This window comes from Mycolicibacterium vinylchloridicum (assembly GCF_013404075.1).
In the GTDB taxonomy this organism is placed as follows: Bacteria; Actinomycetota; Actinomycetes; order Mycobacteriales; family Mycobacteriaceae; genus Mycobacterium; species Mycobacterium vinylchloridicum.
On record NZ_JACBJQ010000012.1, the window covers coordinates 131,464 to 152,771 of the forward strand.

Consider the following 21,308-nt stretch of genomic DNA (forward strand, 5'->3'; position numbering starts at 1 on the left):
GCGGCCAGGTTCGCTGGCGAATGAACTCTCCAGGCGCGCCCAGCGTGTTATGCCAGACTGGGTCCGAGTCGGTATCGAGGGAGTTTTGGTTATGACGCTGCGGATGAGGGGGGCGATCGCCGCCACGTTGTGCGTGGTCGGAGTGGCCGCCGGAATCAGTCTCGGCAGTGGATCAGCGCTGGCCGATCCGGACCTTGCCCCCGCCGACCCCGGCATCGTCGACGTGCCGCCGGCTCAGGTGCCGCCGCCCGATCCGTTTGCGCCGCCGCCGGCCGATCCGGCGGCCTTCCCGCCGCCGGCTCCGGCACCCGATCCGTTTGCGCCCCCTGCGCCGCCGGCTGATCCGCTTGCACCGCCGCCGGCCGATCCGCTGGCCGCTGCGCAGGCGGCCGCGGCGGCCGCGGGTCCGGTCAAGGGCCAGAACCCGCTGCCCTACACCGGTGACCCGGTGTTCGCGCCGCCGTCCTTCAATCCGGTCAACGGCTCCATGGTCGGTGTGGCCAAGCCGATCATCATCAACTTCGCCCGGCCGATCGCCAACCGGCCGCTGGCCGAGTCGGCGATCCACATCTCGTCGGTGCCGCCCGTCCCCGGTGCGTTCTACTGGACCACGGACACCCAGGTGCGCTGGCGTCCCTACGCTTTCTGGCCGGCGGGCGCGATAGTCAACATCGATGCCAGCGGGGCCAAGTCCAGCTTCCGCGTCGGCGAAGCCCTGGTGGCCACCATCGACGACAAGACCCATCAGATGACCGTCACCCGAAACGGCAAGGTGGAGAAGACCTTCCCGGTGTCGATGGGCAAGCCGGACGGCAAGCACGAGACCAAGAACGGGACCTATTACGTGCTGGAGAAGTTCCCGGACATCGTGATGGATTCGTCCACCTATGGCGTTCCGGTGAACTCGCCCGAGGGGTACAAGCTCAAAGTGCAATGGGCCGTGCGCATCGACAACAGCGGGGCGTTCGTGCACAGTGCGCCGTGGTCGGTGGCCGATCAGGGTAAGCGCAACGTCAGCCACGGCTGCATCAACCTGTCCCCGGACAACGCGAAGTGGTTCTTCGACAACTTCGGCAGCGGTGACCCGATCGTGGTCAAGAACTCGGTGGGTTTGTACAACAAGCCCGACGGCGCCGACGACTGGCAATGGCAGCTGGCTTAGCCGGACCCGGCAAGCTCAAAGCGTAGGCACAGCAACGCCCCTCACAATGGGGTCCGTGCCGCCATCTCCAACGCCGACACCGTCGCCCGCGCCATCGGCACCCCTGCCGCAGCTGCCCGCGCCCGACTTGCACCAATACGCCCACGGGGTCTCCCTGCTGGGCGGCTGGTTGCCATTGACTCTCGAGATCGTTGCGGTAGTAGCACTGCTCGGGGCCATCGGCTGGCGCAGGACCCGGCGCTGGTGGCTGGTGTGGCTGCCGGTCTGCGTTGTGATCGGGGTGCTGGGCGCGTTCGCGGCGCGCACATACGTCAACGCCGAAGGCCTGGCGTCGGACCCGGCACCGTTCTATCTGTGGGTCTGGATCGGCGTTTTCAGCGGCGGGGTCGCGGTGGCAGTGCTGGGCTGGCGCGGGAACTCTTGGTGGCGACGGGGTGTCGCGGTGCTGGCGATTCCGTTGACGTTGGTGACGGCGCTGCTCGCGGTCAACAAGTGGGTGGGCTACTACCCCAGCGTGCAGACCGCGTGGGGTGCTCTGACCGCCGGTCCGCTGCCGAACCAGATCGATGCCGCCGACCTGCCCGGCCTGCGGAACACCGTGCAGACCACCGGCAAGCTGGTCGAGGTCGACATTCCCTCCGATGCAAGCGGATTCAACCACCGCAGCGAGTACGTCTATCTGCCGCCGGCCTGGTTCGCGGGGCCCACCCCGCCGCGGCTACCGGTCATAATGATGGTCGCGGGTGAATTCAACACGCCCGCGGACTGGATCCGCACGGGCGACGCGATGCCCATCATCGACGGGTACGCCCAAAGCCATGCCGGCCAGGCGCCGATCTTCGTGTTCGTCGACACCGGCGGCAGCTTCAACAACGACACCGAATGCGTCAACGGTCCGCGCGGCGACTCGGCCGACCACCTGACCAAGGACGTGCGGCCTTTCGTGGTCGACCATTTCGGCGCGTCCGACCAGGCGGCCAACTGGGCGGTGGTGGGCTGGTCGATGGGCGGAACCTGCGCCATCGACCTGACCGTCATGCATCCGGAGCTGTTCAGCACCTTCGAGGACATCGCCGGCGACCACGGCCCCACGGCCGGCACCAAAGACCAGACCATCAGCCGCCTCTACGGCGGCGACGCCGCGGCCTGGGACCAGTTCGACCCGCAGACTGTCATGCGCAAACACGGTCCGTATCAAGGGGTTGCGGGCTGGTTCGAGGACACCGTCACTCCGACCAACACCGCATCGCCCTACGGCAAAGGCGGGCACCGGCCGCAGTCGGACGCACCCGCGGGCTTCGGCGGGCACGACGACGTCCGGGATTCCGACGAGGCCGGTGCGGCCGACGATCTGTGCGCGACCGCGCAGAAGGTCGATATCAGCTGCTCGGTGCACCGCATCATCAGCTTCCACACCTGGCAGTTCGCGCAGCGGGCGTTCTCCGATGCGCTGCCGTGGCTGGCCGCTCAGATCAAGACGCCCGGGGCGTCGGATTCGCCCGCCTGAGGCCTGCTGCACCGACCGCCGCGGCGGCCACACAGGCCAGCGCGACGATCGCGGCGAACCACGGGAACACCTGCGCCAGTGGCCAGCGGGTAGCGGCCCAGCCTGCGGCGATCGTGGGCAGCGCCATCGCGGTGTACGCCAGGAGGTAGAACGCCGACATCGTCTCGCCGCGCTTGTCGGCGGGCACCACGTCGGACAGGTGGCGCAGTGAGCCGCCGAAGCCGAGCCCGAACGTCGCGCCGAGCAGTGCGGCCGCCGCGAACACCAACGGCCAGCGGTGGGTGAGCAGAACGGGAATCGTCAACAGCAGTGCCGCGGCCATGCCGATGTCGCCGATCACCGCCGAGCGTCGCGCCGGCACGCGGGTGGCCACCAGTTGGGCCATCGCCGCCGAGAACGCCGTGACCCCGACGACCCCGCCGCCGAACACCAGGTTGTGCACGTGGGTCTGCTGCGCGGCCAGCGACGGATACAGCGACAGCAACACACCCAGCACTGACCACGACGCCATCGCGCCGAGCGCTGCGAACCAGAAATCGTCCCGAATCTCCTGCGGCACAGCCGGTTTACTGATCCGGATCCGTCCGCCAGTGCGGCCGGAATGGGTTTCCCGCAGGGCCACCACGCCGACGCCGACGACGGCGCACACCACCGCGACCACGGCGTACGGAGTGCGCAGCGGGTGCGCGACGTACTGGGCCAGCAGCGAAGAACCGACGATCGCGACGGTCATGCCGATGTTGAAGCTGACACCGCTGAGCTGTCCGGAGCGCACGCCGTGGTGTGGCCTCAGGTCCAGAAGGGCTGCTGCGGCGGCCACCACGATCGAGCCGACGGCGGCGCCGTGGATGGTGCGGGCCAGCAGCAGCATCTCGATGCTGTCGGCGATCAGGAAGATACCCAGGCCGACGATCAACGCGATCAGCGCGCCGAGCAGGACGGGTTTGCGCCCCACGACGTCGGAGATCCGGCCGGACACCAGGACCGCGGCCAGCGCCGCGAAGGCGTACACCGCGAAGACGACGGTGGTGGCCAGCGGCGTGAGATGCCAGTTGGCTTCGTAGATGCCGTAGAGCGGCGCGGGCAGCCCGGAGACTCCCAGCGCGACCCCACTGAGCACGAGCAGCAGTGGATAGGCCCAGCGTTGAGCGGCGACCTGGCTGGGCTGGCCCTCGAGGCACGCCATGTGGGAACTCCCGGATTGTGTGACAGCTATCGAACTCGTCCGAGAGGACACAACCATGGGTGAACCGGCAGCATTCCTGCCGAGTCGCGGCCCCTACCAGCTGCCCCGGTGCACGACCTCGTCGAATGGGCGCCGGCTCGGTTGACGAATCGGCGCGAGCGGCCGGTCGGCGGGATAGCCGAGCCCGAGCAGGTAGGCGACCAGGTGGTCGCCGGGCACACCGAGGATCGCGCGCGCCTTGTCCTGATCGCCGATGGCCGAATGGCCGGTGCCGATGCCCAGTTCGGTGGCCGCGATCGCCATCGCCATCGTCGCCTGTCCCAGGTCGTACTGGTCCATGAGCTTGCTGCGCTCGTCGGGTGGCTCGGGAATCACAAGGGCGATCGCCGCTTGCGCTCCGGCGATATGGCCCGCCCCCATCCACACCGTGGAAAGCTCTTGCAGCACTTCGTGATCAGTGACGATCACGAAATCCCAGTGCTGGTTGTTGCGGGCCGACGGGCTGCGCCAGCCGGCCTCGAGAACCCTATCGATATCGGCCTCGGGGATCGGCGTGGTGGTGTAGCTGCGCACATTGCGCCGCGCCCGGATGGCATCCCAGGCATCCACGATCGTCAGCTCCAGATCCGGACGCGCCGATCGGGTTCCAGGTACAGCTCGTCGTCGGCGCCGACGTCGAACGCATCGTAGAAGGCGTCCATGTTGCGGATGACGCCGTTGCAGCGGAACTCCGGCGGTGAGTGCGGGTCGGTCGCCAGTCGCCGAATGGCTTCGGCTTCACGCGATTTCGTGCGCCACACCTGGGCCCATCCGAAGAACACCCGCTGCCGGCCGGTCAGCCCGTCGATCACCGGAGCTTCCTTGCCGTCCAGCGACAGCTCGTAGGCCAGCAGTGCGATGGACAACCCGCCGAGGTCGCCGATGTTCTCCCCGACGGTGAACGCACCGTTGACGTGATGGGACGGATCGAGCCCGCGTGGGACGAACGCCTCGTACTGCTCGATCAGCGCCTTGGTGCGCACGCCGAACTCGGCACGGTCCTCGTCGGTCCACCAGTCGACGAGATTGCCGTCACCGTCGTATTTGGCGCCCTGGTCGTCGAATCCGTGGCCGATCTCGTGGCCGATCACCGCGCCGATCCCGCCGTAGTTCGCCGCGTCGTCGGCTTCGGCATCGAAGAACGGCGGCTGCAGGATCGCGGCGGGGAACACGATCTCGTTCATGCCGGGGTTGTAATAGGCGTTGACCGTCTGCGGGGTCATGAACCATTCGTCCCGATCGACCGGCCCGCCCAGCTTGGCCAGCTCCCGATCGTGGGCCACTTCGTTGCCACGAATGACATTGCCGTACAGATCGTTTCGATCGATCACCAGCGTCGAATAGTCTCGCCACCTGGCGGGGTAGCCGATCTTGGCGGTGAACTTGTCCAGCTTGGCCAGTGCGCGCTTTCGGGTGGCCGGCGTCATCCACTCCAGGTCGTTGATGCTGACCCGGTAGGCCTCACGCAGGTTGTCGACGAGAACGTCCATGCGGGCCTTGGCATCCGGCGGGAAGTGCCGCTCGACGTACAGCCGCCCGACCGCGTCGCCCATCAGGCTCTCCACCAGCGACACCGCGCGCTTCCAGCGGTCACGGATCTGCTCGGTGCCCGACAATGTGCGGCCGTAGAAGGCGAAATCTTCGGCGACCAGGGCGTCGGTCAGCACGGCCGCGCGACCGTGGATCAGCCGCCAGCGTGCCCAGTCCTGCCAGTCGGCGAAGTCGTGGCTCGACCACAGTTCGGCGAACGCGGTCAGGTAATCAGGCTGGCGCACAACCAGTTCGGACACCACGTCGGGCGTGGTGCCCTGTGCGACGATCCAGCTCGCCCAGTCGAAGCCGGGTGCTTCAGTCGAGAGATCGGTGAACGCGCGCAGGTTGTAGGTCAAGTCGGCGTCGCGACGCTTGACCACATCCCAATGGGCGGCGGCCAGTTTGGCCTCCAGCGCGACGATCCGCGCGGCCCGTTCGGTGTGCTCGTCGGCCGTGCCACCCAACACCAGGGCGAACATCGCGGCGATGTGGGCGGGGTAGGCGGCCAGGATCGCGGCGTGCTGCTCGTCGCGGTAGTACGACTCGTCGGGCAGACCCAGCCCAGACTGCGTGGCGTGGAGCAGATAACGCGAGGAGTTCTTCGAGTCGGTGTCGATGTAGAGCCCGACGCCGCCGCCCACGCCCGTGCGCTGCAGCGCGCCGACCACCGCGGCCAGCGCATCCGGGTCGGCCGCGGAGTCGACGACGGCCAGCTCGTCGAGCAGCGGCTGTACACCGCGACGCTCGACGGCGGCTTCGTCCAGGAAGCTGGCGTACAGGTCGCCGATGCGCTGCTCGTCCGTGCCTGCCTCCCCGGCGGCGCCAGTGATCAGCTCGCGAACCTGCTCCTCGGCCCGGTCGTACAAGGTGCGAAACGCACCGTCGGTGGCCCGGTCCCCGGGGATGGTGTATTCGGTCAGCCAGCGTCCGTTGACGTGGCCGAACAGGTCATCTTGCGGGCGAACCTCTCCCTCGACGTGGGAGAGGTCGATACCCGAGCGCAGTGCTTCTACCGTCACCCAACCATCCTTACCAGAGGCCAGACCGCGGCGTCCGGCCCCAGGGCAGCCCGGTAGCCTGCCCTTCATGCCTCAGGCCGACGAGGACCAGGACCAGCACGAGACGCCCACCCGGGTGTTCTCTGCCTACGGCATCGCCTCAGCGGCCCTCGGCCTGGTGTGTGTGGTCGCCGTCGTACTGGGCACGCTGATCTGGTCCGGACACCGCAATGCCACCGATGAGCGCGCGTATCAAACCCGAGTGATGAGCGCGGCTGCCGACTGGACCGGTGTGCTGATCAATATGAACGTCGACAATGTCGATGCCAGCCTGCAGAAGCTGCACGACGGCACCGTCGGGCAACTCAACTCCGACTTCGAAGCCGCGATCACGCCCTACCGCGAGGTGGTCCGGACGCTGAAGGCGCGCACCACCGGGCAGATCGACTCGGTGTCGTTCGAATTGGTCCACCACGATCTCGACGTGCCAGCGGGGCAGCGTTCGCAGCCGCCTGCCGCGCTGCCACCAGAACTGGCCCGGCGCACCGACACCGTCCTGGTCATCGCCACCTCGGTCAGCGAGAACGCCGGCGACAAGCCTGCCACCGTGCGCTGGAACCTGCGCCTGGGCGTCTCCGATGTGGACGGCAAGCTGATGATCTCGCGGCTGGAGTCGCTGCGATGAGGAACCTCGCCCGGGTGCTGGCCTTCGACGTCGCCGCACCGGTGGCCGCCGCGGCGGCCCTGCTCGGGATCGGGGTGGTACTCGGCTGGCCGCTGTGGTGGGTGTCGGCGTGCTCGATGCTGTGCCTGCTCATCGTCGAGGGCATCGTCGTCAATTTCGTTCTGTACCGGCGTGATTCGGTGACCGTCGGCACCGACGACGACGGGCCCGGGCTGCGCCTGGCGGTGGTCGGACTGGCCACCGCGGCAGCGGTGGCCGCCGTCGTCGTGGGCTACACCGAATGGACGCTGCCGGATCAGGAATTCACCCGCGACTCAGCGGAAGTGGTGCGCATCGCCACCGCGGTCTCCGAGGCTACCGCCACCTTCACGCCGGCCGATCCCACGTCGTCGATCGACAAGGCCGCGTCATTCATGGCGCCGGAGCGGGCGGGCGCCTTCAAAAGTGAATTCGGCAAGGCCACTTCGGATTTGGCAAAAAAGAACATCTCCGCGACGGCCCAGGCCATGTCGGCGGGCCTGGAAGCGCTCGGTCCCTCGGCGGCCAGCGTCGCGGTGGTGATGCGGGGGACCCAGAGCCAGCCCGGTCAGCAGCCGAGCACCGCCGTCCTGGCCCTGCGGGTGGGGCTGGCCAAACAGGACGATCGGTGGGTCGTCCTCGACATCTCGCCGATCAACGCCCGATGAGCCGGGCGTAGTCGACCTTCAGGCAGCGGTCCATCACAACGCGTAGACCGGCTGCCTTCGCCTGCTCGCCAACCTCGTCGTGCCACAAACCCTGTTGCAGCCACAGATATTTGGGCCGCGGATTCAGGGCGAGGGTTTCGGCGAGCACTGCGGGCAGGTCGTCGTAGCGGCGGAAGACGTCGACCATGTCCGGCACGACGGGCAGGTCAGCCAGTGACGGATAGACCGCTGTCCCGTCGATGTCGCTGATGTTCGGGTTCACCGGATAGAGCTGGAAATGGCTGTGCTCGGCCAGGTAGTGGTACACCTCGTTGCTGGGCCGGGCCGGATTATCCGACGCGCCCACCACTGCGACGGTGCGGGTATCACGCAGAATCTGTTGTAGCTCAGTCGAATCCTGGCCCACGGGCGGCTATTCTCCGCCGGACGCGCGCTGGGCGCGCATCTTGGCGAACCGGTCCGAGAGCCTGCGCATCCGGATCATCAGCGACGCGGGCGGGCTGACCTCCCCGTCGAGGTAGGCGGCCAGGTCCGCCTGGACCACGCCGATGCGGGAGGCGAACTCCTGCACCGCCAGACCGGACCGGTCGAGCAGCAGCCGTACGTGTCGGGCGGCCTCGGCGCGTTCGTTGGCTTCCAGGTGAGCGCGCGACCGGACCAGGACCTCGGACAGCGCCTTGGAGATGCCGTAGGGCTGCGAGTGCTCCAGCACTTCCTCGACCTGGCGGGCGGTGCGGCCGTAGGGATCACGCTTGATGGCCACGACGATGCGCTGCCACACGGTGATGTCGCCGGTTTCCAGTGCGTCCCGGATCGAGGCCGTCGGCCAGAATTCAACGGGGCGGCTGTCGGCGTAGGACTGCGTGGCCGGCGCGGGCATGGCATCGCGATCCGCAGCCACGGTCACCTCGCCTCCTCCAGGATCGCCACCGCCACCGCAAGGCAACGCTGCCTGATCCGCTCCCATTCGGCGGCCCCCTCCGGTCCCGCCCACCGGACGTCGTCGTGGTCGACGTCGGACGGGTCGGGGTCGGCAAGCCGCCGCACCAACTGGGTTGTCACCCATTGTCGCTTAGATTGTCCAGAACAGTAATACCGGTCCATGCCGCCGAGTACCACCGCAGCTGCTTCGGTATCCATCACATTCACCAGGTCGGCGAACTCCGCGAAGTCCGACCGTTGGTTACGGCACATGACCAGATACGCCTGCATCCGCAGCGTCTCGGCGCAGGTCGGGATCTGTAGCCGGTCGCCGGTCGGCAATTGGACGTTGGTGGTCTCCACCGGGCTGAGCCGTTCGACCGACGGATCGGCCAGGTCGGCTCCGGTTTCCAGGGCGTCCAGTGCGATGGCCAGCCGACCGCGCCACATCGTCACCGGGTGCACCGGCCGCGGCGCGGTCATCCGCGCGCTGCGATAGCCCCTGATCAGCTTGACCGTCGCGGTACTGCCCGCCCCGACGCGCATGGGCTGTGCCCTGGCGTCGTCGCTGCCCTTGACCTTGCCGGTGAGTTCGCTGCAACCGGTGAACGCCAGCGGGTCGGCCACGCTGACGGCGTCGGGCGCCAAGTTCTTCAACCGGGCCGCACCCTTGACCACCATCTTCAGATCCGCGCTCGGCGGCACCAGCGCGGAGATGTCGTCCGGGATGACGACAAGGTCGCCGAGGTCGACCTTGGGCAACGGCTTCTCGAAGTCCACCGACGGCAGGATGCGAGCCAGCCACGAGGGCAGCCACCAGTTCCACTGATCGAACATCGCCATCAGGGCCGGCACCAGGACGAGCCGAACGATGGTCGCGTCCACCGCGATTGCCACCGCGCAGGCCACACCGAGCTCGGCGACCAACGGCATGCCGGCGAACGCGAACCCGGTGAACACCGCGATCATGATCAGGGCGGCGCTGGTGATGGTTCGGGCGCTGGTGGAAACCCCGTAGGCGACGGCATCGCGGGTGTCGCCGGCCTGCAGGTAGCGCTCCCGGATCCGGGTCAGCAGGAAGATTTCATAGTCCATCGACAGGCCGAACGTCATGGCCAGCACCAGCGGCGGGATCGTGCTGTCGATCGAGGTGATCTTCTCGAAGCCGAGGCCCTCCAGCCAGCCCCACTGGAAGACCATCACCAGGCTGCCGTAGGCGGCCGCGACGGACAGCACCGTCATCAGCACACCCTTGAGCGCCAGGAAGACCGACCTCACGGAGATGAGCAGCATCACGAACGCGATCAGCGCGACGAACACGAATACCAGCGGCTGGGTCGCCGATACCCGATCGTCGAAGTCCTTGATCAACGCAGTCGGTCCACCGACGTCCACCTGCGTGCCGTTCGCGGCCGGGAGCGCCGGCAAGTGCGCGCGCATCCAGTCGATGGAGTTGCGCGCGCCGATGTCCTCGGGGTCCACCGACAGCACGGCAGACAGCAAGGCGCTGCCGTTGTTGTCGGCGAATACCGGCTTGGACACCGATACGACGTCGGGTGCCTTGGCCATCTCGGTGCTGATGGCCTCGAGCGCAGGGGCGTTCGCGGGGTCGGACGCGCCACCCTTGGGGAACGTGACCAGCACGCGCACCGGGCCCAGCGCGCCGGGACCGAGCGCTTGCGCCGCCGCCGCCACGCCGCCGCGGATCTCGTGGGACGACTTGAACTGCCGTTGCATGCTGTTGCCGAGCATCATCGAAAACGCGGGCGCGGCCATGAGCAACAGGACCAGCGTCGCCACCGTCGCCGACAGCCACGGCCGGCGCATGACCTCGCTGACCCAGCGGGTCCAGAACCGGGACTGCGTGGCCTCCGCGCGCCGAGACCACTGCAGCAGCGGCGAGCGTTTGGCCACCGACCGCCCGAAGGTGGCCAGCACGGCCGGCGTCAGCGTGGTCGATGTCAGCACCGCGATCGCGACCGCCAGGATCGCGCCGGTGGCCATCGAGCGCAGCACGGGTGTGTTGATGAGGTAGATGCCGGTCAGCGAGGCGATCACGGTCAGGCCCGACAACAGCACGGCCAAACCCGAGGTCGCCATCGCGGCGTCAGCTGCCTGGTGTGGATCGCGGCCCGCCCGTAGTTCCTCGCGGAACCGCATGAGGATGAACAGTGAATAGTCGACGGCCAATGCGATACCGAACATCGACACCGTCGATGTGACGAACACCGACATCTGAGTGACGGTGGACAACAGATAGACCACGCCCATCGTCACGACGACGGTGCACACTCCGAGCATCAGCGGGACCGCGGCGGCCGCCAGCGAGCCGAACACCGCGAGCAAGACAATCAGGACGATCGGAAGGTTCCAGCGTTCGGCCTCGGCGATGTCGTGCTTGGTGGTGGTCTGGGCGGCCGCGCCGAGGGCGCCCTGACCGATGACGTACAGCCGTACCCTGCCGTTCTCGATCTGGCCGGGCTGATCGCCGGTGACACCGATCTTCTGGCGGAGCTGGCGCGCCACGTCCACGGCGCCGGTGTTGTGGAAATCCAACCGCAGCGACACCACGTAGGGCTTGTCCGGGGCAGGCGCGGGCTGGGCCGGGTTGGGGACGATCACGACACTCGGAGTGTCCTTTGCCACCTGCTCCAACCTGGCGACGGCGGCGTTCATGTCTTCGTAGCTGGCGTCGGCTCTGGGCGCGGCGACCAGCGCGAGGGGGGAGGCGCCCTGCTCGGGGTAATGGTCCTCGAGTTGGTATTGCACGTGCAGCGACTGTGAGCCGGCCACGTCGAAGCCACCGCCGGTCAGGTGGTTGGACTGGGTCAGAGCCAGATAGACGGACGGCACGAGTGCCAGCAGCCAGCACGAGAAAACCAGCCAGCGGAATCTGCGCAGGTTGCTGGACAGACGCATCATGAACTGCTGGATGGCGATCTCCCCGCATTCTCCCCGGGCTATTTGGCTGCGAGCGTACCTCAGATAGCTGTGCGGTGACCTGCCGTGATTGGCGGTCTTAGCTGGATTGAGACCTGCTGATCAGGTCCTCGTTACCCACGTTCGAGTGGCAGCCGACATCCTGCCGATGGCAGGATGTCGGTCGACCGTGCACCGGGTCGGGGAATTAGCCGGGTCGCAGCGTTGCTGCGGCGCGGCTTGGCTTTCAGCGAACCCGAGGAGTCCCATGTCTGTGTCCTCCGGATCGACGACTGCGGTATTACGCCGCGGCCTGTGCGCGGTGCTGGCCGCCACGGCAACCGGGAGTGCGGTCGCGCTCGCGCTGTCATCGACTCCGGCGACCGCTGCACCGGACCCGTGCGCGGCCAGCCAGATCGCCAAGACCGTCGGCACGGTCGCCACCAACACCGGGACGTATCTGGACGGCCACCCGCAGACCAATCGGGCGCTGACGACGATCTCCCAGCAGCAGGCCGGCCCGCAGACCGTGGTGGCGCTGAAGAGCTACTTCGACGCCCACCCCGATGCGGCCAAGGACCTGCAGACCATCCAGCAGCCGCTGACGAGTCTGTCCACCCAGTGCGCGCTGCCGGTGAGCCTGCCGCAGCTGCTCGGTCTGCTGCAGGCGGCGCAGACGGGCGGGCTGCCCGGGGCGGCGCCGGGCACACTGCCGGGGGTGACGACCGCGCAGCAGATCGCCGGTACCCAGACTCCGCTGGGCAGCGGTCCGCTGCCTGGGCCGACCTCGTTCACCACGCGCTGATCGACGCGGCACCGAAAGCCCGGAGAAGGGGCTCTGACCAGCCGCGTCGGAACATTCTCACGATTGGTTAAGCTCAAGGCGCGAAAGTCTGCAGCAATTCTGCTTAGCTTTCTCCTGTCAGTAGCGGTTACTGGCATCGCTTCTCCCTACGCTTAAGGAGTCCGAGCATGTTGGTTAATGCCCGTCTGGCCCGTCGCGCGGTCGCCGGAGTGATCGGGACGGGCGCTGTCGCCGGCGCGATCCTGGTTGGCGCCCCGTCCGCGCTCGCCGACCCGCCCCCGAACTGCACCGCTGCTGACCTTGCCGGGGTCGCCGCGGGTGTGTCCGCCGCGACGTCGGCCTACCTGTTCACGCATCCTGATGTCAACGCGTTCTTCACCGGTCTGGAGGGTGCACCGCGTGACACCATCCGGTCCGAGGTGAAGCAGTACCTGGACTACAACCCGACAGTGAAGGCCGAGCTGCAGGGCATCCGCCAGCCGCTGGTCGACCTCAAGAACCGCTGCGGCAGCGCCCCAGACGTTCCTGTCTCCTAACTCGCAGTGCGGGTAGGACAGCAGCCCGCGCAGGAAGGCGCCGGCCGCACCGTCCTGATGGTCGATGACGACCCGGATGTCCGGACTTCGGTCGCACGCGGTTTGCGGCATTCGGGGTTCGACGTCCGGGTGGCGGCGACCGGCAAGGAAGCCTTGCGGCTCTTGGCGAACGAGAACCACGACGCGTTGGTACTCGACGTTCAAATGCCGGAGCTCGACGGTGTGGCGGTGGTGACCGCCCTGCGTGCGCTCGGGAATGACATCCCCATCTGCGTGCTGTCGGCGCGCGACACGGTCAACGACCGCATCGCCGGTCTGGAGGCCGGTGCCGACGATTATCTGACCAAGCCCTTCGACTTGGGCGAGCTGGTGGCTCGGCTGCACGCGCTGCTCCGCCGGGCGGCAAGCTCGCACGAGGGTTCGGACGCCGTCACCATCGGACCGCTCACGATCGACACCGCCCGGCGGCTGGTGTTCGTCAACGGAGACCGGGTCGAGCTGACCAAGCGGGAGTTCGATCTGCTGGCGGTGCTGGCCGAGAACTCCGGTGTGGTGCTGTCCCGGCAGCGCCTCCTGGAATTGGTGTGGGGCTACGACTTTGAGGTCGACACCAACGTGGCCGATGTGTTCATCAGTTATCTACGCCGAAAACTGGAGCGCGAAGGCGTGCCGCGCGTGATCCACACCGTGCGTGGAATCGGTTACGTGCTGCGGTCGGAGCCGTGAGTCGGTCGTGACGTCGGGCCGTAGCCTCTCCCTGCGAGTCCGGGTCGCCCTGGCCGCAGCGCTGGCCGCTGCCGTGGTGGTCGCCCTGCTGGCCCTTCTGACGTGGACGGTGCTGGCCAACAACGACAATGCGCAGCTGGATCGGCGACTGGACTCGATCGTCGACGCGAGCATGTTTCCCGAGCAGCTGCGCGATCCGAGCCGGGTGCTGACGACCGGACGTTCGCGCTCGACCGGCCAAGTCGTGTTCCAGCGTGGCTTCCAGTTGCCGCCGCTGCCGCCGGGAACCGCGACGGTCACCGTCAACAGCGTCGACTACCGGGTGCGCACGGTGAATGTCGATCAGTCCGGCGGCATCCTGGTCTCGATCGGTATCCGCGCCGACAGCATTCTGCTGAGCCGTGCGCGGATTCCGCTCTACGTGTTCATCGTGTGCCTGGCCGTGATGATCGCGGCGACTCTTGGCTGGATATTGGCCGGGCCGGCGATCCGCCCACTGCTGCGGCTGACCGAGCAGACCAGGCGGCTTGGCAAAGGCAGCGACAAGTTGGAGCCGGTCTACGGTGCCGCCGAAGCCGAGGACCTCTCCGAGGCGATGGTCGCGATGCTCCACAGGCTGGCGGACGCCCAAGCGGCGACGACGAATTCGCTCCAGGCTGCTCAGGATTTCGCGGCCAACGCCGCCCACGAACTGCGAACGCCGTTGACCGCGATGCGGGCCGACCTGGACACTCTGCGCATTCACGACCTACCGCCCGAGGAGCGCGAGGAGGTGGTCGGTGACCTGTCCCGCGCGCAACGGCGCGTCGAGGCGATCATCACCGCGTTGGGGCAGTTGGCATCCGGGCAGTTGGCCCGAGCCGAGGACCGTGAGTCGATCGACGTCGCCGAGATGCTCGACCGGGTGGCGCGGGAGAACGTACGTTCGGGTCAAGTCGAGATCATCGTGGAGGCCGACGAGGCGGGCACGGTATGGGGTTGGCCGGCGGGCCTGCGGCTGGCGGTGGACAATTTGGTCCGTAACGCGATCACGCACGGCGAGGCCACCCGGATCGTCCTGCGCGCTCGGCGCTACGAGTCGGTGCTGGCGATCACCGTCGACGACAACGGCCGTGGCTTGCCCGCCGAGGAGCATCGAAAGGTGTTGGGGCGCTTCGCCCGCGGCAGCACCGCCACAGCCGGCGGATCAGGTCTGGGGCTGGCGCTGGTGGCGCAGCAGGCGGCGCTGCACGGCGGTGACATCGAGCTCTCCGACGGCCCGCTCGGCGGGTTGCGTGCGGTTCTGACGGTGGCGGCCTTCCCCGAGCCCGTGTTGCCGCCCGCGCAGGTCTAGCCGCGCTTGCGGATCAGCGCGGCGACCCCGCGCCAGCCCAACAGCAGTAGGGCGGTCACCAGCGACGCGACGATGATGAAGCTGACTGCAACTCCCTGAGAACTGGCTTTGCGCAACAACATTCCGACCACCACGGTGGAAATCCACACGATCACCCCGGTGGGTGCGATTGCTGTCGGCGCTCGCCAGCCTCGGGAGACCAACCAGCCGAGCGCCGTGCCGGACAGGAACGGCCACGCAGTCTCGGCGATTCCGGCGAGCGTCAGTCCCTCGGCGTGGCTGCGTCGCCCGAGCGCGCAGAACACCAGGACGCAGACGATGTCACCGGCGAGCGCGAGAGCTGCCGGCCGGGTGTCGGTACGAACTGCCATGTTCGGATCCAAGCACAGTCGCGGGCGCGTCAGTCCCTGATGTCGTCGTCGCCGGGGCAAGGTGGTGGCACCGGGCCCTGCAGTGCGGTGTCGGCGGGATCGCCGGTCGGTTCGCCGCTGGCCTCAGCCTCGGCTTCGGCGATCTCCGCGGCGACCGCGTCGGGGTCGAGCGCGCCCTCGGTCCGGAACATGAAGAAGAACACCACCCAGCCGATCGTCGAGATGAAGATCCAGCTCACCAGCCGGTAGATCAGCATCGCGGAGATCGCGGCGGGCAGCGCCATCCCGCTGGACACCAGACCGGGGACCAGGACGGCCTCGACCACCAGCAGGCCACCGGGCATCAGCGGGATCGACCCGACCGCGCGGGCGGCTGCGTAGGCGACGGTCAGCCCCGCCAGCGACGGTTTGCCCCCGGCGGCGTAGGCAGCGAATGCCAGGCAGGCGACGTCGCACACCCAGTTGAAGAACGACCAGCTGAACGCAACCCCGAGGGTGCGCCGGCTCAGACTGACCGATTCGAGTTGGTTGAGCGTCTCGCGCCACTTGTGCAGGCCGGTATCGGCGGGCTTGCCGCGTGCGGAGTTGACCCAGCCCAGCACCTTGACGCCGATACCGTCGATGAGTTCGGGCCGAGTGGCCACCGCCTGAGCGAGCAGCAGCAGTGCGATGAACCCGCCGAGGGTGAACAACAGCGAGAACGGATTGTTCTTGGCGCCCAACAGGAATGCGCCCCCGAGGCCCAACAACGCGAGCCCGACGACCTGCAGCGCCCCCGACATCACCAGCTGCCAGGAAGCCACCACCGGCGATGCGCCCCAGAGCCGCTGCTGCCGGTAGACGAAGGTGGCCGAGAGCACCGGACCGCCGGGCATCGTGGTGCTCAGCGCGTTGCCGGCATAGAAGGCCGCCTCGGAGCGCCACTGGTGGACCACGACGCCGGCCGATCGCAATAGTGTCCGCTGGATCTGGGCGAAGCTGTGCATCGACAGCATGGCCGCGGCGATCGCGGCCAGCACCCACCACATATTGGCCGTGATCAGGCTTTTCCAGGCTTTCGCCAGCTGATCCCACACCAGAGTGGCCTCGACGGCCAGCACAATCAGAGCGACGCCGAGCACCGCCCAGCGGACCCACCACCACTTCCCGCGCGCCGGTGGGTCGTGTTCCTCGCGGGCGGTGTTGACCGACGCGTCGTGGGACACGCAGATCAGCGTAACCGTGCAGGCTGGTACCGACGGTGTTCGGCGCGGGATGTCCGCCTGTGCCGGTTACGCTTGGCCGCATGCCGGCGACCCGAGCTTCGGACGACGAATCCGTCTCCCCCCTGGTCCGCAAAACCGCAGCGTGGTGTTGGCGCCTGCTGGTGATCGGGACGTTCGTCGTAGCGTTGTTGTGGGTCGTGCAGCATCTGCAGGTGATCGTCGTACCTGTCGCCCTGGCGACCATGCTGGCGGCATTGCTGCTGCCGGCCGTCGACTGGCTCGACCGCCGCGGCGCACCCCGCGGTGGCGCGGTTGCGCTGGTGCTGCTCGCCGGCTTCGCGCTCTTCGGCGGGATCCTGACTTTTGTTGTCAGCCAATTTGTTTCGGGCCTGCCAAGCTTGGTGGAGCAGGTCACCCACAGCATCGACAATCTGCGCAAGTGGCTCATCGAAGGGCCGGCGCATCTGAGCCGGGAACAGATCGACAACGCCGGCAACTCCGCGATCACCGCGCTGCGCGATAACCAGGAGAAGCTGACCACCGGCGCACTGTCCACTGCCGCTACGCTGACCGAGATCGTCACGGGCGCGTTGCTGGTGTTCTTCACGCTCATCTTCTTGTTGCATGGCGGGCGCAACATCTATGGCTTCGTCACCAAAATCGTCCCGTCCTCAGCTCGGGAACGGGTGCGAGACGCCGGTCGGGCCGGATTCGGCTCGCTGATCGGCTACGTGCGGGCGACCTTCCTGGTAGCGCTCGTCGATGCCGTCGGCATCGGCACCGGGCTCGCGATCATGGGCATCCCGCTGGCGCTGCCGCTGGCCTCGCTGGTCTTTCTCGGCGCGTTCATTCCGCTGGTCGGCGCGATCATCACCGGCTTCCTCGCCGTGGTGGTGGCGCTGTTGGCGAAGGGTGTTGTGTACGCCCTGATCACGCTCGGGCTGATCATCGCGGTCCAGCAACTGGAAGCCCACGTCCTGCAACCGCTGGTGATGGGTCGCGCGGTGTCGATCCACCCGCTGGCGATCGTGCTGGCGATCGCAGGCGGCGGCGTGCTGGCCGGCATCGTCGGTGCGCTCTTGTCGGTGCCGTTGGTCGCATTCCTCAACAGCGCCTTCCGCGTGTTACTGGCCGAGGACCCGGCTGAAGAGGCGGCCGAACTCGAGGCGCGGGACGACGCCGTCGTCATCAATGCCGAACCTGACGTCGTGCCGCCAAAACGCGAGGACTAGGTGCATTGATCCAGTACTGAGAGCGAAGATTCGGCGGATTCTTCGCTCTCACGTCTGACTCGATTACAGGTTGCTGGCGTCGCCGCCGTCGACGTCGATCGCCCACATGCCGCCGGTGGTAAGCACATATGTGGTATCCCCGATCCCGACGATTGGGTTGGGCAGGAACGACAGTCCGGGGAATGCGTTGACGGCCGGCGTGGGATCCTCGGGCGTCATCGCTAACAGGTAGGTCTGGTAGCCGGAGTCAGCATCGCCCGCCACCATCACGAGATAGGTGGTGCCGCCGACGGTGGTCACCGACGTATCGCCGCCCGGCAACGCGTCGTCGCCGACTTGGACGACGCCTGTGGGGGTCAATGCCATGAGATGGGCATTGCCGTTGGTATACGAGTTTTCAGCGTATTCCACCATTTCGACTACCACGACATATGTGGTGTCACCGACGACGAAGACCGAGTCGTCCATCGGCTCGCCGGGCCACCAACCGACTTCACCAGGGATCGGATCGGAAGGACCGATCACCCCAGCAGGTCCCAATGCCGTGAAGTAGCTCTTGACGGTGTCGTACCCGCCGGTCTGTGTCACCAGGTAGGTGCTTTCGCCGACGACGATCAGTGGGAATGTGTGGCCATTGATGTCATCCGCACGGCCGGGGATGACGACAGCTGTCGGTGTCACCCCGTCTGGACCCAGCGCCGTCAGGTGGGTCTGGTAACCAGTGTCGTCGTCGCCGGTCTGTGTCACCAGATAGGTAGTGTCACCAACGGCGATCAGCCGAAAATCGTTGGCGGAGTTCACCCGACCGGGGATGGGACTACTCGCCGGTATGACCCCGTCGGGACTCAGTCCCGTCAGGTGGGTCTGGTAACCAGTGTCGTGATCGCCGGTCTGTGTCACCAGATAGGTGGTGTCGCCGACGGTGATCACCGGGAAATCAGTGTCGGAGGCAACCCGGCCCGGGATGGGATCACCAGCCGGAGTAACGCCGTCCGGCGTGACCGCCATCAGGTAGGTCCGGTAGCCGGTCGGGGGATCGTGTTCCTCCATCACCAGGTACGTGGTGTCTCCGATGACGATCGGATCACTGCTCGGGTATCCGGGAATCGGGTCAGGACCGGGGGTGAGGCCGCCGGGCTCGATCGCTGACAGCAAGGTCCGGGTGTAGGCGTAGGTCCAATCGGCGACGTAGTAGTACGCCACCCTCGTCGTCAGGTAAGTGGTGTCGCCGACCACGACAACGGGGTCGAAGGCCACGAAACCGAGGACGCCCGCGCCTACCGTCGCCAGGCCGTCCTCCCCCAATGCGGTCAGATAGCTCTGATATCCGACCGAGGAATTCCAGGTTTCGGTTATCACGTAGGTGGTGTCACCGAGGACGATCGGATGACCATTTGCGGACAGATGTCCCGGAATCGGTTCGCCGACCAGCGTTATGCCGCCAAGTGTCGGTGTCAAAGTCGTCGACCACGTCTGCCAAGTTGCACTGTCGCTGTCGCCCGTGTTCGACAGCAAGTACGTGGTGCCGCCGACGGTGACCGGATCGCCGCTGAGCACACCGGGAATGGATCCCACGGGTATCGCCCCGGTGGGTGTCAACGCCAATACGTGGGTCACGATGCGTGAATACGGGGTCATCAGGAGGTAGGTGGCATCGTCGACCACGATCGGATCGCGTTCTACCGCACCAGAAATCGACATCGCCGGCGTCGCTCCGTCGGGACCCAGCGCCATGACGTGGGTCTCGTAGCCGGATTGGTAATCGCCTGTCTGCGTTATCAGGTAGGTGGTTTCGCCGATCACGATCGGATCACGTTCTACCGCACCAGAAATCGACATCGCCGGCGTCACGCCGCCAGGCCCCAGTGCCGCGACGTGGGTCTCGTAGCCGGATTCGTAATCGCCTGTCTCCGTCACAATGTAGGCCGTTTCGCCGACAATGATCGGGTCACGATAACCACGGCCTGGCACGGGCACGGCGTACGACGTCACCCCGTCGGGACTCAGGGCTGCGATGTGGGTCTCGTAGCCGGTTTCGTAATCACCGCTGACTGTCAGCAGATAGGTGGTATCACCAACTGTGATTGGCTGTTTGGTCAGCGACCCGGAAATGGATGTCGTCTGCAGGGAGCCGTCGGTCCCCAGCGCCGTCAGATATGTCGTCTGACTCTTGGTGTTCGTTGTGATGAGGTACGTAACCTCGCCGGCGACAATAAACGCGGGTAACGAGCTATCGCCCAGAGCTTGCAGATCAAGTCCCGGTATCGGGCCCCCGACCGGTGTCAGTCCTTCGGGTCGGATCTCCGAAATGCGGGTCACGTAGCCGGCATCCCAATCGCCGGTGGCCGTCATCAGATAGGTGGTCTCGCCAATGGTCAACGTCTGGTACACCATGCCCACGGACTGGTTGCCCGCCGGGGTGCCGTAGGTGCCGTCGGCATGGACGATGGCCGCGATGTAGGAGAACGATTGCTCGTCGGGCGTACCCCAAATGTTCCCGGTGTAGCCGAACACATAAGCGTCGCCGGTGCGGGAATCGACGAACGACCATATCGGCGTCGTCCCGGCCGGCAGCGCGAACTCGGCACGGTCGGCGCCCCCGATGTGTTCATCCACGACGATCGGGGCCGTACTGGCCGTACCGTCGGTGACCGTGACGGCGAACGTAAGCTTCACTGCAGCAGCCGAATTCGGATCGAAGTAGCCGGCGAGGACTCGGGTGCGCGGATTCGGAGTGAACGTCCACGCCCCGGTGGTCTCGTCCAGCTCGAACGCGCCCAATGCGGGTTCCGGTGCAGTGGTCACGTGGTAGGTCACCGGCTTGTCGTGGGTGACGTTGAAATGCCCACTGATTTGGCCGGTATCGGGGTCAGTTGCGTCGATCGTGTAGGGGTGCTGCTGGTCGACGACGGGCGGCGGCGCCACGTAGTTGACGGTGATGGTGGCGGTGCCCACCGCGGTGCCACCCTCACCGTCGGTGACGATGTAGCTGAAAGTATCAGTCCCGTAATAGTTTTCAGCCGGTGTGTAGGTGAACGATCCGTTGGTGTTGAGCGTGAGGCCGCCGTGGCTGGGTGCAGTGTCTACGGCGGCAGTCAGGGTGTCACCGTCGGGGTCGGTGTCGTTGGTCAGCACATTGCCGGTCAGTTGTGTGTTCTCGTTCGTCGTGAAGCTGTCGTCGACGGCATTGGGGGCGTGGTTGGGTTGGGGCACGACCGGCACCGTCGCGCGGTGGATCGTCGCGGCCAAGGGTCCGCCGACGACCGGAATCATCCCGACGACATCGATGACCATGTCACCGATCTCATCGCGCATATCAGCGGCATCGCCACGCAGCGCCGCGAGGGTGAAGTCGAGGAAATCCGACGCCAGGCTCATGGCATTGATGGCGGTCCCCACCCCCGGAACCCACCCGACCGACATGTTGATGTCGGCGATGGACCGTTCCCTGGCGAGTTCTGCAC

18 protein-coding genes are annotated in these 21,308 nt (G+C 66.9%); 9 read left to right on the forward strand and 9 right to left on the reverse strand.

Annotation, left to right across the window (positions count from 1 at the left end):
• The first annotated feature begins 91 nt into the window (after window positions 1-91).
• Window positions 92-1,162 (forward strand): L,D-transpeptidase, encoded by a 1,071-nt coding sequence (locus HPC46_RS12875; RefSeq protein ID WP_179470334.1) that lies wholly within the window; start codon window positions 92-94, stop codon window positions 1,160-1,162.
• Between the two features lie 55 nt (window positions 1,163-1,217).
• Window positions 1,218-2,669, forward strand: coding sequence for an alpha/beta hydrolase (locus HPC46_RS12880; RefSeq protein ID WP_179470336.1), 1,452 nt, complete (start codon window positions 1,218-1,220; stop codon window positions 2,667-2,669).
• Here HPC46_RS12880 and HPC46_RS12885 read toward each other — a convergent pair.
• From HPC46_RS12885 to HPC46_RS12895, 3 genes are all read right to left on the reverse strand, one after another.
• Window positions 2,635-3,855, reverse strand: coding sequence for an MFS transporter (locus tag HPC46_RS12885; protein WP_179470338.1), 1,221 nt, complete (start codon window positions 3,853-3,855; stop codon window positions 2,635-2,637). The genes HPC46_RS12880 and HPC46_RS12885 overlap by 35 nt on opposite strands.
• Window positions 3,856-3,948: 93 nt before the next feature.
• Complete coding sequence (locus HPC46_RS12890) at window positions 3,949-4,464, reverse strand: nitroreductase family protein (protein ID WP_179470340.1); 516 nt, start codon at window positions 4,462-4,464, stop codon at window positions 3,949-3,951.
• A 5-nt stretch (window positions 4,465-4,469) separates the two neighbouring features.
• The gene (locus HPC46_RS12895; protein WP_179470342.1) at window positions 4,470-6,446 is read right to left on the reverse strand and encodes a M13 family metallopeptidase; all 1,977 of its coding nucleotides are present in this window, start codon (window positions 6,444-6,446) and stop codon (window positions 4,470-4,472) included.
• 67 nt (window positions 6,447-6,513) lie between these two features.
• On the opposite strand from HPC46_RS12895, the gene HPC46_RS12900 reads away from it, so the two are divergent.
• Together HPC46_RS12900 and HPC46_RS12905 are read left to right on the forward strand one after the other, a co-directional pair.
• Entirely contained in the window at window positions 6,514-7,110 is a 597-nt protein-coding gene (locus HPC46_RS12900; RefSeq protein WP_179470344.1) for an Rv1363c family protein, read from the forward strand.
• Window positions 7,107-7,796, forward strand: a complete 690-nt coding sequence (locus HPC46_RS12905; protein WP_179470346.1) for a hypothetical protein — start codon at window positions 7,107-7,109, stop codon at window positions 7,794-7,796. Before HPC46_RS12900 ends, HPC46_RS12905 begins: the two co-directional genes overlap by 4 nt.
• Here the strand turns inward: HPC46_RS12905 and HPC46_RS12910 are convergent.
• The 3 genes from HPC46_RS12910 to HPC46_RS12920 are packed head-to-tail and all read right to left on the reverse strand — an operon-like array spanning window position 7,783 to window position 11,639.
• A complete protein-coding gene (locus HPC46_RS12910) occupies window positions 7,783-8,202 on the reverse strand; it encodes a CoA-binding protein (RefSeq protein ID WP_179470348.1) in 420 nt (139 codons plus the stop codon). The genes HPC46_RS12905 and HPC46_RS12910 overlap by 14 nt on opposite strands.
• A gap of 6 nt (window positions 8,203-8,208) precedes the next feature.
• On the reverse strand, window positions 8,209-8,676 hold the full coding sequence (locus HPC46_RS12915; RefSeq protein ID WP_218894099.1) for an XRE family transcriptional regulator: 468 nt from the start codon (window positions 8,674-8,676) through the stop codon (window positions 8,209-8,211).
• 23 nt (window positions 8,677-8,699) lie between these two features.
• Complete coding sequence (locus HPC46_RS12920; RefSeq protein WP_179470352.1) at window positions 8,700-11,639, reverse strand: MMPL family transporter; 2,940 nt, start codon at window positions 11,637-11,639, stop codon at window positions 8,700-8,702.
• A gap of 265 nt (window positions 11,640-11,904) precedes the next feature.
• Here HPC46_RS12920 and HPC46_RS12925 point away from each other — a divergent pair, with 265 nt between their 5' ends.
• The 4 genes from HPC46_RS12925 (at window position 11,905) to HPC46_RS12940 (ending at window position 15,036) form a co-directional block, all read left to right on the forward strand.
• A complete protein-coding gene (locus HPC46_RS12925) occupies window positions 11,905-12,441 on the forward strand; it encodes a hemophore (RefSeq protein ID WP_179470354.1) in 537 nt (178 codons plus the stop codon).
• Between the two features lie 167 nt (window positions 12,442-12,608).
• Window positions 12,609-12,977, forward strand: a complete 369-nt coding sequence (locus HPC46_RS12930) for a heme-binding protein (RefSeq protein ID WP_179470356.1) — start codon at window positions 12,609-12,611, stop codon at window positions 12,975-12,977.
• Window positions 12,978-13,034: 57 nt separating this feature from the next.
• A complete protein-coding gene (locus tag HPC46_RS12935) occupies window positions 13,035-13,703 on the forward strand; it encodes a response regulator transcription factor (protein ID WP_165934402.1) in 669 nt (222 codons plus the stop codon).
• Window positions 13,704-13,710: 7 nt separating this feature from the next.
• The gene (locus tag HPC46_RS12940) at window positions 13,711-15,036 is read left to right on the forward strand and encodes a HAMP domain-containing sensor histidine kinase (RefSeq protein WP_179470358.1); all 1,326 of its coding nucleotides are present in this window, start codon (window positions 13,711-13,713) and stop codon (window positions 15,034-15,036) included.
• Here HPC46_RS12940 and HPC46_RS12945 read toward each other — a convergent pair.
• Together HPC46_RS12945 and HPC46_RS12950 are read right to left on the reverse strand one after the other, a co-directional pair.
• Entirely contained in the window at window positions 15,033-15,407 is a 375-nt protein-coding gene (locus HPC46_RS12945) for a DUF3054 domain-containing protein (protein ID WP_179470360.1), read from the reverse strand. The genes HPC46_RS12940 and HPC46_RS12945 overlap by 4 nt on opposite strands.
• Before the next feature lie 29 nt (window positions 15,408-15,436).
• A complete protein-coding gene (locus HPC46_RS12950) occupies window positions 15,437-16,612 on the reverse strand; it encodes a lysylphosphatidylglycerol synthase transmembrane domain-containing protein (protein WP_179470362.1) in 1,176 nt (391 codons plus the stop codon).
• An 80-nt stretch (window positions 16,613-16,692) separates the two neighbouring features.
• Here HPC46_RS12950 and HPC46_RS12955 point away from each other — a divergent pair, with 80 nt between their 5' ends.
• Window positions 16,693-17,844, forward strand: coding sequence for an AI-2E family transporter (locus tag HPC46_RS12955; RefSeq protein WP_179470364.1), 1,152 nt, complete (start codon window positions 16,693-16,695; stop codon window positions 17,842-17,844).
• Window positions 17,845-17,907: 63 nt separating this feature from the next.
• Here the strand turns inward: HPC46_RS12955 and HPC46_RS12960 are convergent.
• A partial coding sequence (locus tag HPC46_RS12960; RefSeq protein ID WP_179470366.1) for a cadherin-like domain-containing protein occupies window positions 17,908-21,308 on the reverse strand: 3,401 nt, incomplete at its 5' end.

Excerpts from the sequence above, each read along its gene's own strand:
- HPC46_RS12875 (WP_179470334.1), top strand. The coding sequence starts at position 92 with ATGACGCTGCGGATGAGGGGGGCGATCGCCGCCACGTTGTGCGTGGTC.
- HPC46_RS12885 (WP_179470338.1), bottom strand. The coding sequence starts at position 3,855 with ATGGCGTGCCTCGAGGGCCAGCCCAGCCAGGTCGCCGCTCAACGCTGG.
- HPC46_RS12900 (WP_179470344.1), top strand. The coding sequence starts at position 6,514 with ATGCCTCAGGCCGACGAGGACCAGGACCAGCACGAGACGCCCACCCGG.
- HPC46_RS12905 (WP_179470346.1), top strand. The coding sequence starts at position 7,107 with ATGAGGAACCTCGCCCGGGTGCTGGCCTTCGACGTCGCCGCACCGGTG.
- HPC46_RS12915 (WP_218894099.1), bottom strand. The coding sequence starts at position 8,676 with ATGCCCGCGCCGGCCACGCAGTCCTACGCCGACAGCCGCCCCGTTGAA.
- HPC46_RS12920 (WP_179470352.1), bottom strand. The coding sequence starts at position 11,639 with ATGATGCGTCTGTCCAGCAACCTGCGCAGATTCCGCTGGCTGGTTTTC.
- HPC46_RS12925 (WP_179470354.1), top strand. The coding sequence starts at position 11,905 with ATGTCTGTGTCCTCCGGATCGACGACTGCGGTATTACGCCGCGGCCTG.
- HPC46_RS12930 (WP_179470356.1), top strand. The coding sequence starts at position 12,609 with ATGTTGGTTAATGCCCGTCTGGCCCGTCGCGCGGTCGCCGGAGTGATC.
- HPC46_RS12935 (WP_165934402.1), top strand. The coding sequence starts at position 13,035 with ATGGTCGATGACGACCCGGATGTCCGGACTTCGGTCGCACGCGGTTTG.
- HPC46_RS12945 (WP_179470360.1), bottom strand. The coding sequence starts at position 15,407 with ATGGCAGTTCGTACCGACACCCGGCCGGCAGCTCTCGCGCTCGCCGGT.
- HPC46_RS12955 (WP_179470364.1), top strand. The coding sequence starts at position 16,693 with ATGCCGGCGACCCGAGCTTCGGACGACGAATCCGTCTCCCCCCTGGTC.